The organism is Rhizobium zaerense (genome assembly GCF_051810725.1).
Taxonomy (GTDB): domain Bacteria; phylum Pseudomonadota; class Alphaproteobacteria; order Rhizobiales; family Rhizobiaceae; genus Rhizobium; species Rhizobium leguminosarum_I.
The window spans coordinates 189,788-204,321 of the sequence record NZ_JBPWQY020000004.1 but is presented as its reverse complement, the minus strand read 5'-3'; the positions used below and the strand labels follow the sequence as shown (position 1 = coordinate 204,321).

Annotated in this window: 12 protein-coding genes; 11 read left to right on the top strand and 1 reads right to left on the bottom strand. The window is 60.9% G+C overall.

The window, feature by feature from the left end; translation table 11 throughout:
- Positions 1-283 precede the first annotated feature (283 nt).
- The 5 genes from ACS4RR_RS28900 (at position 284) to ACS4RR_RS28880 (ending at position 5,722) form a co-directional block, all read left to right on the top strand.
- The gene (locus tag ACS4RR_RS28900) at positions 284-1,150 is read left to right on the top strand and encodes a DMT family transporter (RefSeq protein ID WP_456190502.1); all 867 of its coding nucleotides are present in this window, start codon (positions 284-286) and stop codon (positions 1,148-1,150) included.
- 156 nt (positions 1,151-1,306) lie between these two features.
- A complete protein-coding gene (locus ACS4RR_RS28895) occupies positions 1,307-2,221 on the top strand; it encodes an ABC transporter permease (RefSeq protein ID WP_222385925.1) in 915 nt (304 codons plus the stop codon).
- Between the two features lie 3 nt (positions 2,222-2,224).
- Positions 2,225-3,151, top strand: coding sequence for an ABC transporter permease (locus tag ACS4RR_RS28890; protein ID WP_260111144.1), 927 nt, complete (start codon positions 2,225-2,227; stop codon positions 3,149-3,151).
- Entirely contained in the window at positions 3,144-4,778 is a 1,635-nt protein-coding gene (locus tag ACS4RR_RS28885; RefSeq protein ID WP_260111145.1) for an ABC transporter ATP-binding protein, read from the top strand. The genes ACS4RR_RS28890 and ACS4RR_RS28885 overlap by 8 nt, the downstream gene beginning before the upstream one ends.
- Complete coding sequence (locus ACS4RR_RS28880) at positions 4,775-5,722, top strand: 2-hydroxyacid dehydrogenase (RefSeq protein ID WP_260111146.1); 948 nt, start codon at positions 4,775-4,777, stop codon at positions 5,720-5,722. Before ACS4RR_RS28885 ends, ACS4RR_RS28880 begins: the two co-directional genes overlap by 4 nt.
- A gap of 24 nt (positions 5,723-5,746) precedes the next feature.
- On the opposite strand, the gene ACS4RR_RS28875 is transcribed toward ACS4RR_RS28880, so the two are convergent.
- A complete protein-coding gene (locus ACS4RR_RS28875; protein ID WP_222385929.1) occupies positions 5,747-6,466 on the bottom strand; it encodes a GntR family transcriptional regulator in 720 nt (239 codons plus the stop codon).
- Positions 6,467-6,609: 143 nt separating this feature from the next.
- Between ACS4RR_RS28875 and araD the strand changes: the two genes are divergently transcribed.
- The 6 genes from araD (at position 6,610) to ACS4RR_RS28845 (ending at position 14,486) form a co-directional block, all read left to right on the top strand.
- Entirely contained in the window at positions 6,610-8,346 is a 1,737-nt protein-coding gene (gene araD / locus ACS4RR_RS28870) for an L-arabinonate dehydratase (protein WP_260111147.1), read from the top strand.
- A 9-nt stretch (positions 8,347-8,355) separates the two neighbouring features.
- A complete protein-coding gene (locus ACS4RR_RS28865) occupies positions 8,356-9,546 on the top strand; it encodes an L-talarate/galactarate dehydratase (protein WP_222385931.1) in 1,191 nt (396 codons plus the stop codon).
- Between the two features lie 22 nt (positions 9,547-9,568).
- Positions 9,569-10,279 (top strand): ribonuclease activity regulator RraA, encoded by a 711-nt coding sequence (locus ACS4RR_RS28860; protein ID WP_260111148.1) that lies wholly within the window; start codon positions 9,569-9,571, stop codon positions 10,277-10,279.
- A gap of 66 nt (positions 10,280-10,345) precedes the next feature.
- Positions 10,346-11,863 carry an aldehyde dehydrogenase (NADP(+)) gene (locus ACS4RR_RS28855; protein WP_260111149.1) on the top strand — a complete coding sequence of 506 codons (1,518 nt, stop codon included), beginning with the start codon at positions 10,346-10,348 and terminating at the stop codon, positions 11,861-11,863.
- 12 nt (positions 11,864-11,875) lie between these two features.
- A complete protein-coding gene (locus ACS4RR_RS28850; RefSeq protein ID WP_260111150.1) occupies positions 11,876-12,781 on the top strand; it encodes a 5-dehydro-4-deoxyglucarate dehydratase in 906 nt (301 codons plus the stop codon).
- A gap of 184 nt (positions 12,782-12,965) precedes the next feature.
- Entirely contained in the window at positions 12,966-14,486 is a 1,521-nt protein-coding gene (locus ACS4RR_RS28845) for an ABC transporter substrate-binding protein (protein WP_260111151.1), read from the top strand.
- The last annotated feature ends 48 nt before the right edge of the window (positions 14,487-14,534 follow it).

Sequence of the window (14,534 nt, the reverse complement as noted above, 5' to 3'; positions counted from 1 at the left end):
TGCTCCAACCGTGGGCGAAGGCGCCCTCGTTAGCAATGCGCTCTGTGAGGGTGGACGGCGACAGATGGATTGAGATAAAGCCGTTAATCCGCGCTGCGGAATAGTGGATGCTGCCGGTCCCTGGTGGAAACGAGGCGGTTGCACCGCGGCACACCTGCGGGAGCCCGGAGATCAGCGGACACGCCAGGAAGGCTTCATTTTTCATGGATTGCCGGTTCAACGCGCAACTGTATCGAATGACCGATATAGCAGGATTCACCTCTGTTCCGTCAGGAGAAGCGTGATGCAGCCTGGTCGCACAGGCCTCGCCGTCGGCTTGATGGTGGCAGCCGCTTTTTTAAATAGTCTCGACGCGGTCATCGTACGTTTGCTGGCCGGCGAGGTGCATCCATTGACGATCGGCTTTTTCCGTTCGTTTTTCGGGCTTCTTGTCGTCACGCCCTGGATCGTGTCACGGGTCGACCTGAAATCCTCTCTCTATCGTGTTCTGCATGTCGTACGTGCGGGTCTGAAGCTTGCCTCACTGGTTGCTTTGTTCGTCGCCTTTGCGCACGCGCCACTCGCCGATGCGACGGCGATCAATTTCACCATGCCGATCTTTCTCGTTCTCGGTGCTTGGCTGGTGCTCAAGGAACATGTGGGCATCTCCAGCGTGGCCGGCATTGTCGCAGGTTTTATCGGCGTCATGATTATCATTCGCCCTGGAGCGTCCGGTTTTGACGAATGGCTGCTTTTTGCGCTGGCCGGAGCGGTCTTGACGGCGGCCAGCCAATTGATGCTGCGTCGGATGGCGTTGAAGGATAGTGCCGACCGGCTGGTTGCATGGAATCTGATAGCGACGGTGCCGCTCGGTTTGATCGTCATGCTGCCGGTATGGTCGATGCCGACCTGGAACCAACTCGCACTGCTTGCCCTGCAAGGGGCACTCGGCGCACTCAACATGACGCTGATCACGCGTGCCTTCGGCATGGCGGCCGCAAGCGTTCTGGCACCGCTCGACTTTCTCCGGCTGCCCGTCGTAGCCCTCATGGCCTTCTCATTTTTCTCGGAAGTTCCTGCCGCACAGATGTGGATCGGTGCGGCAGTCATCATTGGCGCAGCCATTATTGGAACGCGCAGCGTGACGTGGCGACGCAAACCACCGCGATAAAGCCCCGAGTATTTTTGGGCTTCACAAAAATGTTAGATGAACTAATATTTCAGTTACTGCGACTGGTCGTCGAGCCGTGCCTGGTGCCGGAGGGGCATGACAGGCAGCCGGACGAACGGACATCACGACCCCATGGGGTTCACTCGGGAGGAGTGCATGAAGAGTTTCATCGGCAAACGCGCGATCGCCAGTGGCGTATCGCTCGTGGTGCTTATCGTCATCGTGTTCTTCCTGTCTCGGCTGACGGGCGATCCGACCGACCTCTATCTGCCGATCGATGCGACCACGGAAATGCGCCAGCAATTTCGAGAGATGAACGGTTTCAACGATCCGTTGATCATCCAGTTCGGCCGTTATGTCTCGCATCTTGCCCAAGGCAATTTCGGTCATTCACTGCGACAGGCCCGTCCGGCCATGGATGTCGTGCTGGAGGCTTTCGTGTGGACCTTCTGGCTGGCCGTCATCACCATGGCGCTGGTCACGGTCGCCGCGATCGTCATCGGTTCGCTCGCGGCGTTTCGCGTCGGCGGCGTCTTCGACCGTCTCGCCACTTTCTTCTCGCTGATTGGCGCTGCGGCGCCGGACTTCTGGCTGGCAATCGTGGCGATCGTCATTTTCGCCGTCAAACTGCATGTTCTGCCGACATCGGGAACGGGAACTTTCTGGCACTGGATCCTGCCGGTCAGCGTGCTGTTCATTCGACCTTTCGGCCTGATACTGCAGGTGGTCCGCGGCTCTATGATCAGCGTTCTGTCTTCCGCCTATGTGAAGACGGCTCGCGCCAAGGGGGTCCGCTCGAACTCAATCATCTTCATTCACGGACTGCGCAACGCCATGCTGCCGGTGATCACAGTCATCGGCGACCAGGCGGCCGCCATCCTGAACGGTGCCGTCGTCGTCGAGACGGTGTTTGGCTTTCCGGGCATCGGCAAGCTGATGATCGATTCCATTTTGCTTCGCGATTTCGCCGTCGTGCTGGCCGTCATCATGGTCTCGGCACTGGCGATCTTCGTCATGAACCTGTTGATCGACATCGCCTATGCGCTGCTCGATCCGCGCATCCGGTATTGAGCGATGACGATGGCCGACACAAAAATCCTCGCCGAGAAAAAACCAAGCGGCCCAATCGGGCGCTGGCTGACGATGCTGTGGGCGGACAAGCTCGCTTTCTTCGCGGCGCTGTTCCTCTTGATCGTTCTGCTCTGCGCGCTGTTTGGCCCGTTCCTGCTGGAGGCCATCGCCACTAAGCAGAACCTGCGGGGCCGGAACGCGCCGCCGTTCGATATCACCCGCGGATTGCTTTATGTCCTCGGCGCTGATGCGCTGGGGAGGCCGCTTCTCGCCCGCATCATCGTGGCGGCGCAAAACACCATCCTGGTGGCCGCGGCAGCCGTGCTCGCATCATCTGTCGTCGGCACGGCGCTCGGTCTGGTGGCAGGTTACAGCCGCTCCTCCGCGGCTCAATGGATCATGCGCCTCGGCGACGTCATCATGTCTTTTCCGTCGCTGCTTCTGGCGGTGATCGTGCTCTACATGCTCGAGCCCTCGGTCACCAATATCGTCCTCGTCCTGGCGATCACCCGCATTCCCATCTATCTGCGCACCACGCGCGCCGAAGTGCTGGAAGTGCGCGAGCGGATGTTCGTGCAGGCGGCGAAGGTCATGGGAGCATCGTATTGGCGCATTGTCCTCCATCACATCCTGCCGGTGATCCTCCCAACGCTGGTGACCATCGCGACGCTGGATTTCGCTTTCGTCATGCTGGCGGAGTCCTCCCTGTCGTTCCTGGGCATCGGCATTCAGGCGCCGGAGATCACCTGGGGTCTCATGGTTGCTCAAGGACGACCCTATCTCACCAATGCCTGGTGGCTTTCCTTCTGGCCGGGCCTTGCAATCATCCTGACGACGCTGTCGCTGAACCTTCTGTCGAATTGGCTGCGCATCGCGCTCGATCCGACGCAACGCTGGCGCCTTGAAATGAGGGGCAGGAAAAATGGCTGAACATCTTTTGGAAGTGCGTGACCTCTCGGTCGAGTTTCACACGGCCAGCGGGACCGTCAAGGCGGTGCAGGATGTCAGCTGGCATCTCGATCGCGGTGAGACGTTGGCGATCCTTGGGGAAAGCGGTTCAGGCAAATCCGTGTCGGCCTCGGCGGTCATGAATCTGATCGACATGCCGCCCGGAAAGATCACCAGCGGCGCCATTCTCCTCAACGGGCGCGACATGCTGAAAATGCCGTCCGAGGAGCGGCGCTCGATCAACGGCGCCAAGATCGCCATGATCTTTCAGGACCCGCTCGCCCACCTCAATCCGGTCTATCCGGTCGGCTGGCAAATCACCGAGATGATGACGACGCATGGCCAGTCGGCGGAACACGCCGGTGCGAGGGCGCTCGAATTGATCGGACGCGTCGGGATAATGGATCCTCAGTCGGCGATGCGAAAGTACCCGTTCCAGTTTTCCGGCGGACAGCGGCAGCGCCTGATGATCGCCATGGCGATCGCCTGCAAGCCCGATATCCTGATCGCGGATGAACCCACCACCGCGCTTGATGTGACGGTGCAGGCGCAGGTGCTCGAACTTCTGCAGGAGTTGCAGCAGGAAACCGGCATGGGCCTGTTGCTGATCACCCACGATTTGGGCGTCGTTGCCGAGATCGCGGACCGCGTGGTGGTGATGAATTCCGGCTGCGTCGTCGAAACCGGCAATGCGGCTGAAGTCTATCGCAACCCGCAGAACGCTTATACGAAGAAGCTGATAGCCGCAGCACCGGGCAAGGGTGCAATGGCGCAAGAGCGTGACCGGGGAGGCGAACCGCTGCTGCGCGCCATCGGCTTGAAAAAGAGTTTCGGCGCATTCCAGGCGCTGAAGGGCGTGGATTTTGTCATCATGCCCGGTGAAACCGTTGCCGTTGTCGGCGAGAGCGGTTCCGGCAAGTCGACCCTTGCCCGGGCAATCGTTCGCCTCGATGATCCGCAGCAGGGTCAGGTTCTCTACCGCGGCAACGATCTGCTTGCGATGACCCCCAGAGAAATATTCGGGCTGCGTCGCGATTTGCAGATGGTCTTTCAGGACCCCACCCAGTCACTGAACCCGCGGATGAGCGTGTTCCGGTTGATTTCCGAGGCCTGGGTCATTCACCCGGATATCCTGCCGAAAGCGAGATCGAAGGAGAGAGTGGCCGAGTTGCTGGTCAAGGTTGGCCTGAAACCGGATATGGCCGACCGGTATCCACATCAATTTTCCGGCGGCCAGCGCCAGCGCATTGCGATTGCCCGGGCGCTGGCGATGGAGCCGAAACTGATCATCTGCGACGAGGCGGTTTCGGCACTCGACGTATCGATCCAGGCGCAGGTGATCGCTTTGCTTCAGGGCCTGCGCCGCGAATTCGGCCTGTCTTACCTCTTCATCGCACACGACCTGCCGGTGGTTCGCGATTTCGCCGATCGCGTCATAGTAATGAAGGCCGGCGAAATTGTCGAGGAGGGTCCGGTGGAACAGATCTTCAACGCACCCTCCCACCCCTACACGCAGGCACTTCTTGCCGCGAGCCTCGATCCCGATCCGGAGATCCAGGCCACCCGACGCGCCGCCCGCCAGCTACAGGAAGGACTCGTCTCCGCATGAAGCCCGATGTCATCGTCGCCTATCCGCTCCGGCCCCATCAGATGGCAATGCTGGAGGAGACCTACACGCTGCACCGGCTCGATCTCGTCAAAGGCGAAGAGCAGGATGCTCTCCTGCGGAAAGCCGGCCCGGTCTCTTCCGCGCTGGTCTGCAACGGCCATGTGACGATCGACGAAGCCCTGCTTTCGAAATTGCCGGCACTGAAACTCGCCGCCTGTTCTTCGGCTGGCTACGACCAGATGGATGTCGAGGCGATGACACGGCGCGGCGTCAAGCTCACCAACACATCCGAGGTGCTGTGCGACGACGTTGCCGACATGGCATTGCTTCTGATGCTGGCGGCACGCCGGCGCCTTCCGGAAGGCGACCGCTATGTGCGCTCCGGCGACTGGGGGCAGAAGGGCATGATGCCGCTGACGACATCGACGTCGGGCAAGAAAGCCGGGATCGTCGGCCTCGGCCGCATAGGGATGGCGATTGCCAAGCGATGCGAAGCTGTCGGGCTGACGGTCGGCTATTACGGGAGGATGAAGAAAGCTGGCAACGATTTTGCCTATTTCGACACGCCGGTAAAACTGGCGAACTGGGCCGATATCCTGATCGTCGCGACCCCTGGTGGAGCTTCGACCGAAGGTTTGATTTCGACGGACGTGCTGAATGCGCTCGGACCGACGGGCACTTTCATCAACATTGCCCGCGGCACCGTGGTCGACGAGCCGGCCTTGATCAAGGCCTTGCAGGAAAGGCGGATCGCCTGGGCCGGCATCGATGTCTACCTCAACGAACCTAATCCCGATCCGCGCTTCGCAGCACTCGACAACATTGTGCTCTATCCCCATCACGCCAGCGGTACCGAGGAAACGCGCGACAGGATGGCGCAATTGACGGTCGACAACCTTGCCGCCTTCTTCGCAGGCAGGCCGCTGCTGACTCCGGTCAATTGACTCCCGCAAAACCCGCGCGGCAGATCAGACGAAATAGTTCGGGAACTCCTTCCGCAGGTCTTCCACTTTTGCGACGGTTTGGCTGAGATGTTCACGGATCGCGTCGACCGCACCCTGTTCGTTGCGAGCGGCAATCGCATCGATGATGGCGTGGTGCCCATCGAGAATGCTGACGATCTTGCCCTTCTCGGGCAGATGCAGGCGACGAATGCGCTCGAGATGGCCTGACCGCTCACGTATCAACTGGTGGAGGCTGCTGCGCTTGGCGCCTGCGAACAACGTCTGGTGAAAGAGCTCGTCGAGCTCCTGGAAGATCGCGATCTGATCGGCGTCGTCGGCGACTGCCGACTGCATCTTGATGATCGACCGGGCGCGGGTAATGACGCTCGGATCCGGATCCGGATCGGTTGCGAGGCGGCGGCAAACTTCGGTTTCCAGTGCAACGCGAAGGAAATGTGCTTCGTAAATCTGCAGGACGTCGATCCTGGTCACCACAGTGCGCGACTGCGGATAAATGCGAACCAGGCCCTCCTGTTTGAGAAGCTGCAATGCGTCACGGATGGGAGTCTGGCTGACTTCATAAGTCTCGGTGAGTTCGGTACGCGAGAGCGTGGTGTCCGGCGGCAGCTGAATGGTGATGATGCGCTTTCGCAGATCATCATAGACCCGCTGGACGGTACTGCCGGCAACGACCGGAAAGCCGGGAGCGGTCAGGCCGAATGTGGAGGCGAACTGGGAATTCATGTGAGGCGTCCTTTTCGACTCCATTCATAGCTTTGCACGACCTAATGCACAAGAACGCAAACTTTCCATTGATATATATGTCAAACTAAAATATCAGTTGGTACAAACGCTGGGATTAGCAGGCGAAAAGGTGGGAGAAAGCCGTGACCGCGAGGAAAACCTACGAGCAATTGCGGTCCGCCCGATGGATGATGCCGGATGATCAGCGCTCGTTCGGCCACCGGTCGCGGACCATGCAGATGGGTTACGCGCCCGAGGACTGGCAGGGAAAGCCGATCATTGCCGTGATCAACACCTGGTCCGATGCGCAGCCGTGCCACATACATTTCCGTGAACGCGCCGAATGGGTGAAGCGGGGAATTCTTCAGTCGGGCGGGTTCCCCATGGAACTGCCCGCTCTTTCCCTTTCCGAAAACTTCGTCAAGCCGACCACGATGCTCTATCGCAATATGCTGGCGATGGAGACAGAGGAACTGCTTCGGAGCCATCCTGTCGATGGCGCCGTTCTGATGGGTGGCTGCGACAAGACCACGCCCGGCCTTGTCATGGGAGCGGTCAGCATGGGCATTCCCTTCATTTATCTGCCGGCCGGCCCGATGCTTCGCGGCAACTATGCCGGCAAGACGCTGGGCTCTGGTACCGACGGCTTCAAATATTGGGACGAGCGCCGCGCCGGCACGATCACCCAGGAGGAGTGGCAGGGCATCGAAGGCGGAATCGCCCGCAGTTATGGCCATTGCATGACCATGGGCACGGCGTCGACGATGACGGCGATCGCCGAGGCTATGGGATTGACGCTGCCGGGCGCATCCTCGATCCCCGCAGCCGACGCCAACCACCAGCGCATGTCGGCGGCCTGCGGCCGCCGCATCGTCGATATGGTGTGGGAGGATCTGACGCCGGACCAGATCATCACTCCGGCGGCCGTCGACAACGCAGTCACGGTCGCCATGGCGACCGGCTGTTCCACCAATGCGATCATTCATCTGATCGCAATGGCGCGGCGCGCCGGCGTCCCGCTGGAGCTTGATGATCTCGATCGCATCGGTCGCACGACACCGGTTCTCGCCAACATCCGGCCTTCCGGTTCGACCTACCTGATGGAGGACTTCTTTTACGCGGGTGGCCTGCGCGCCCTGATGAAGCAGCTCGGGGCCAAGCTGGATCCCACCGCGATCACCGTTATGGGAAAACCCTTGGTGGATGGTTTGGACCAGGTGAAGATCTATAATGACGACGTTATCCGGCCATTGTCGAACCCGGTCTATCACGAAGGTTCGCTGGCCGTGCTCAAGGGGAACCTGTGTCCCGACGGCGCGGTCATCAAACCAGCGGCCTGCGACCCGAAATTCCATCGCCATTGCGGCCCGGCGCTGGTCGCCGACAGCTATGCGGAGATGAAGAAGATCATCGATGATCCCGACTACCCGCTGACGCCGGAGACGGTTCTCGTGCTCCGCAACGCCGGCCCCCAGGGCGGGCCGGGCATGCCGGAATGGGGCATGATCCCAATGCCGAAGGCGCTGTTGAAGCTCGGCCTGCGCGACATGGTCCGCATCTCGGATGCCCGCATGTCCGGAACCAGTTTCGGCGCCTGCGTGCTGCATGTCGCACCGGAATCTTATGTTGGCGGGCCTCTGGCGCTGCTGAGAACCGGGGACATGGTCGAGCTTGATATTCCGGCACGTAGCCTCAATATGCTGGTTTCCGAAGAGGAGATCTCAGTGCGGCGGGCTGCCTGGGTGGCGCCGACGCGGCATTACGAGCGCGGTTACGGCTTCATGTTCTCCAGCCATATCGAGCAGGCTGACAAAGGCTGCGACTTTGATTTCCTGACGACGGAATTCGGTGGCAAGACGCCGGAACCGGCTATCAACTGAGGCACGACGATGTTTGATCCCAGTCGACGCTCGATCCCGGAACAGCCTCCCAAGGCTGGCTTCGCTGCCGGTCCGTCCAAGCTGGACGCCATCCAATCGGTCACCCTGTCGCTCGTCTACCTGCCGTTGGAGCGGCCGATCAGCGATGCCAAGGTTTTGACGGGCCGGCAGAAGCCACTGACGCAGGTGGCCTTTCTGTTTTGCGAGATCGTCTCCGAGGCCGGCCATAGTGGGCTTGGTTTCAGTTATTCGAAGCGGGCTGGCGGACCTGCCCTTTATGCCCATGCCTGCGAGCTTGCCGACAACCTGATTGGCGAAGATCCCAACGATACCACGCGCATCTGGGACAAGCTCTGCTGGGCCGGGGCCTCGGTCGGCCGCTCCGGCATTGCGACCCAGGCAATCGCCGCCATCGACATCTGCCTCTGGGACCTGAAGGCGAAACGCGCCGGCCTGCCGCTTGCAAAACTGCTTGGCGCCCATCGCGACAGTGTCGCCTGCTACAACACCTCCGGCGGCTTCCTGTCATCGAGCGTTGAGGAAATCCGCGACGCCATCGACCACTCGATAGCCTCCGGCATCGGCGGCATCAAGATCAAAGTCGGACAGCCGGACCCGATGATCGACCTTCGCCGGCTCGATGCGGTGACCAGCCATATCGATGGCCGTGTTCCGCTGATGGTCGATGCAAACCAGCAATGGGACCGCACGACAGCGTTGCGTTTCGGCCGGCTGGTCGAACCACTCAACCTCGGATGGATCGAAGAGCCGCTCGATGCCTATGACGCCGAAGGCCATGCGGCACTGGCACGCGAACTCGCCACGCCGATCGCCACCGGCGAAATGCTGGCCAGCGCCGACGAGCACATGGCGCTGATCCGGGCCGATGCGGTCGACTTCATTCAGCCGGATGCGCCGCGTGTTGGCGGCATCACGCCCTTTCTGCGCATTTGCGCGCACGCCGAGGCGAAACGCGTGCGCCTGGCGCCGCATTTCGCCATGGAAATCCATCTGCACCTGGCCGCCGCCTATGCGCATGAGCCATGGGTCGAGCATTTCGATTGGCTGGCGCCACTGTTCAACGAGCAGCTCGAGATCAAGGACGGCCGGATGATCGTGCCGGCCCGTCCGGGGCTCGGCTGCAGCCTGACGGGCAAGGCTCGTGACTGGACTGTGGAAACGCGCAGCTTCGGCGCCTGAATGAGAACGAGGAGAAGGATATATGAACCCCGCAACCCGTGAAAAACTGATGGGTGTCTCCGTCGCGACGCTCTGTTCGGCCCTGTTCAAGCGCGGTCTAAGAAACCAGACGATCCAGGATGTTCGGCCGGTGCAGCCGAAGGGCCGCAATATGGTCGGACCGGCCTTTACGCTGCGCTACATGCCGGCGCGCGAGGATCGTAACGCGATAAACGTCTTTCGGAACCCGAAACATCCGCAACGGCTTGCCATCGAGACGTGCCCGCAAGGCGCTGTTCTGGTGATGGACAGCCGCAAGGATCCGCGCGCAGCGTCTGCCGGCGACATCCTGATTACCCGCCTGATGATGCGCGGCGGAGCCGGCGTTGTCACCGACGGCGGCTTCCGGGACGCCATGACGATCGGTGGTCTCGATATCCCCGCCTATCACAACCGTCCCTCCAGCCCGACGAACCTGACGCTGCACGAGGCGATCGACATCAACGTGCCGATAGGCTGTGGCGATGTGGCGGTTTTCCCGGGCGACATCATCGTCGGCGACGACGATAGCGTGATCGTCATCCCTGCCGAAATCGCCGACGAGATCGCCGATGAAGCGGTGGAGATGACCGCTTACGAGCATTTCGTGACGGAACGCGTCAAGCAAGGTCATACGATCATTGGCCTCTACCCGGCCACCGACGAAAGCAATCTGACGCTCTTTGCCGAATGGCGGAAGGTGAATGGGCGCTAAGGCGGCGCATCTTGAACAACGGATCACCGATCAGGACGGAGCAAGGCTCCGCCGAGGAGAATAACAATGAACTGGACCCCTTCAGGCAGGCATTTCATCGCCGGCGAGTGGATTGCCGAAACGACGACATTTCGGTCCGAGCCGGCGCATGGGCAGGCTCATGACTTTGCTGTCGGCACAACGGAACTGGTCGACCGTGCCTGCCGCGCTGCCGAAGCTGCTTTTTCAGCTTTTTCGGCAACGACACGCGAGGAGCGCGCCATTTTCCTCGAGACAATCGCCGAGGAGATCGACAAGCGCGGCGAGGCCGTCACTCTCATCGGAACGCAGGAAACCGGACTTCCGGAAGGCCGTCTCAACGGCGAACGTGCCCGGACCACCGGCCAACTCGGGCTGTTTGCCGACCATATCCGCAAGGGCTCGCATCTCGACGCGCGCATCGATGCGGCGCAACCGGACCGGCAACCGGCGCCGCGCCCCGATATCCGCCTAGTGCAACGGCCGATCGGCCCCGTCGCCGTCTTCGGCGCTTCGAATTTTCCGCTGGCATTCTCGACGGCGGGCGGCGATACGGCAGCCGCGCTTGCAGCGGGCTGCCCGGTCGTGGTGAAGGGACATTCAGCCCATCCCGGCACGGGTGAGATCATTGCCGAGGCGATTGCAGCCGCTGTCGCGCGCACCGGAATGCCGGCCGGCGTCTTCAGCCTGATCCAGGGCGGCCGCCGTGATGTCGGAACGGCTCTGGTGACCCATCCGGCCATCAAAGCCGTTGGCTTTACCGGCTCTCTTGCCGGCGGGCGTGCTCTCTTTGACCTTTGCGCCCAGCGCCCTGAGCCAATTCCGTTTTTCGGGGAATTGGGCAGCGTCAATCCGATGTTCCTGCTACCGGCCGCTACCGCTGCCCGGGCGGAGGCAATCGGTTCAGGCTGGGCCGGTTCACTGACCCTCGGTGCCGGCCAGTTCTGCACCAAGCCCGGCATCGCCGTCGTCGTCGACGGGCCGGAGGCGGACAAGTTCACCAGTGCCGCCAAGGCGGCTCTTGAAAAGGTGGCAACGCAGACGATGCTGACCAACGGCATCGCCGCGGCCTATCACGACGGTGTGGACCGCCTGCGGGCAAGCAATGCCGTCGCGTCGGTTCTCGCTGCAGAGAGTGCCGGTCGCGACGCAGCGCCGAACCTGTTCGAAACCAACGGTTCGGCCTGGCTTGCCGACCACTCGCTCGCAGAAGAGGTGTTCGGCCCTCTCGGCCTCGTCGTACGCGTCGGCTCGCCTGAAAAGATGCTCGCCTTTGCCGAAAGCTTTCAGGGACAGTTGACCGCGACGATCCATATGGACGACGCCGATCTTGGCCTTGCCCGCGATCTGCTGCCGATTCTCGAAAGGAAGGCGGGCAGATTGCTAGTCAACGGCTTCCCAACCGGCGTCGAGGTTGTCGATTCCATGGTGCATGGCGGACCCTACCCGGCCTCGACCAATTTCGGCGCGACCAGCGTCGGGACCATGTCGATCCGCAGATTTCTGCGCCCCGTTGCCTACCAGAATTTCCCTGCCGGCCTGCTGCCGCAAGACCTGCGCAACTGAAGGAGTACCAGATTGATCGCCCCGACGGAACTTCGCGAGATCATTCGCAACGGCCTGCTGTCCTTCCCCGTCACCCCTTTCGATGCCGAGGACCGGTTTGCCGCCAAACCGTTTTCCGCGCATCTGGAATGGCTATCATCCTACCCCGTTGCCGGCCTGATCGTTGCCGGCGGCACCGGTGAGCTGTTCTCGCTGACGCCGGGTGAGGTGGTTGAGGTGGTAAAGGCCGCCCGCGCCCTATCCGGCGATGCGCCTGTTATTGTCGGATGCGGCTACGGCACGCGCATCGCCTGCGACATGGCGCGCGAGATCGAGGCGGCGGGCGGCGACGGCATTCTTCTGTTGCCGCATTACCTGACCGAGGCGCCGGCAGATGGCATTGCCGCGCGTGTCCGGGCCGTTTGCAAGGCCACCAATATGGGCGTCATCGTTTATAATCGTGGCCAGGCGCGGGTGTCGGCCGAGCAGCTTGTTCAGCTTGCCGACGAATGCCCAAATCTGATCGGCTTCAAGGATGGAACCGGCGACATCGATACCGTGCGCCGTGTCACGATCGCGCTCGGCGACCGCCTGTCCTATATCGGCGGCATGCCGACCCACGAACTATTTGCTCAAGCCTACCGCGGAGCCGGCATGCCGACCTATTCCTCGGCGGTCTTTAATTTCGTGCCTGAAACGGCACTGAAATTCCACAAAGCATTCCTCGCCGGTGACGACGCGGCCTGTGAGCAGATGCTGAGGGATTTCTACTATCCCTTTGCCCGTATTCGCGATCGCAAGGCCGGTTATGCGGTTTCCGCCGTCAAGGCAGGCGTGCGTTTGCGCGGCTTTGAGGCGGGGCCGGTGCGGGCGCCCCTGACCGATCTCACCGGCGAGGAAGTCGAGATGATGCGCGAACTGATTGCTTCGGCCAGGTAAAATTGGCGGCTCCAGCTGGGTTGAAGTTCATACCAGGCAGCGTCAAGGTTGAAGGCCACCGTAAGCTAGTATATTAGTGCACTTATGCATTAGGTTTTCGAGGAGGAGATTGATGTCGGATCACCGGAACCGGGACGCAGATTTGCTGTGAGGAGCGCCAGCGGCGCATGGGAGGAGAAACGAAATGAAATTGCATTTGTTAACTGCCTGCTTTTCAACCACGGTGCTCGCGTTGAGTTTAGGCTCGGCTCAGGCGCAGGATGCCAAGAGCAACGTCACCGTGGTGCTTGCCGAAACCGTTGACGTCGTCGAGCCCTGTATGGCAGCCCGCCAGGACGTCGGTCGGGTCATTTCTGAAAACGTCAACGAGATGCTGGTGGAATTCGACTACGTCAATGGCGGCCTAAAGCCCCGCCTCGCGACGGAATGGTCGAAGATCGATGACGACACCTGGGAGTTCAAGCTGCGTCCAAATGTCAAATGGCACGATGGCAAGCCGTTCACCGCCAAAGATGTTCAGTTCACCATCGAGCGCAATAAGAACAAGAAGCTCAGCTGTGAGACCGGCGGCAAATATTTCGGCGGCACGGAGTTCAGCTTCGAGACGCCGGATGCCAACACGATCCAGATTACGACAAAGCCGGCGCAGCCGATTCTTCCGCTTCTGATGACGGTGATGGCTGTGGAATCGGCCGAGGCGACACCAGCAGACGAATTCACTCGCAAGCCGATTGGCACTGGCCCTTATACGTTCGACAAATGGGAAATCGGCCAGTCGATCGTGCTGAAACGCAATCCGGAATATTGGGGGGAGAAGCCGCAGGTGGAGCAGGCAACTTATCTGTTCCGCTCCGACAGTGCCGTTGCTGCCGCGATGGTCGATGCCGGCGAAGCCGATATCGTTCCGGCCGTCTCCGTGCAGGATGCCACCAACAAGGAAACCGATTTCGCCTATCCCAATTCCGAAACGACATCGCTGCGCATCGATACGCGTGCAGCACCGCTTAATGATCGGCGCATCCGCGAAGCGATGAACCTCGCCATCGATCGTCAGGCAATGCTCGGAACGCTGTTCCCCGAACAGGCGAAGATCGCAACACAGCTCGTCGTGCCCACCACGATCGGCTATAATGCCGATATTCCTGCTTGGCCCTACGATCCCGAAAAAGCAAAGGAATTGGTCGCGGCGGCGAAAGCTGACGGCGTTCCGGTCGATCGCGAAATCCGCATCATCGGTCGCAACGGGCAATATCCCAACGCCACCGAAGCGATGGAAGCGATCATGGCGATGCTTCAGGAGGTCGGCTTGAACGTAAAGCTCGACATGTATGACGTTTCCGTGTGGAACGGCTACTTCGTTGCACCCTTTGTCGCCGATTCCGGTCCGACGCTGACCCAGTCGCAGCACGATAATGCGACCGGCGATCCCGTCTTCACCGCATTCGTGAAATACGCCACCGACGGCTCGCACTCCATGGTTCGGGATCCCGCCGTCGACGCGCTGATCGCCAAGGCGACGTCTGCCACCGGCGACGAGCGCACAAAACTCTGGAAGGAGCTGTTCGCCAAGGTGAACACCGAAATCATCGCAGACATCCCGATGTTTCACATGGTTGGTTTCACCCGCGTCTCGCCGCGTCTCGACTTCAAGCCGACGATCGCGACGAATTCCGAACTGCAGCTGTCACAGATCCGCTTTAAGTAAGGCGGTATGCCGCGCTTAAGCACGGGCCGCCGCAAATAGCGGCCCGTG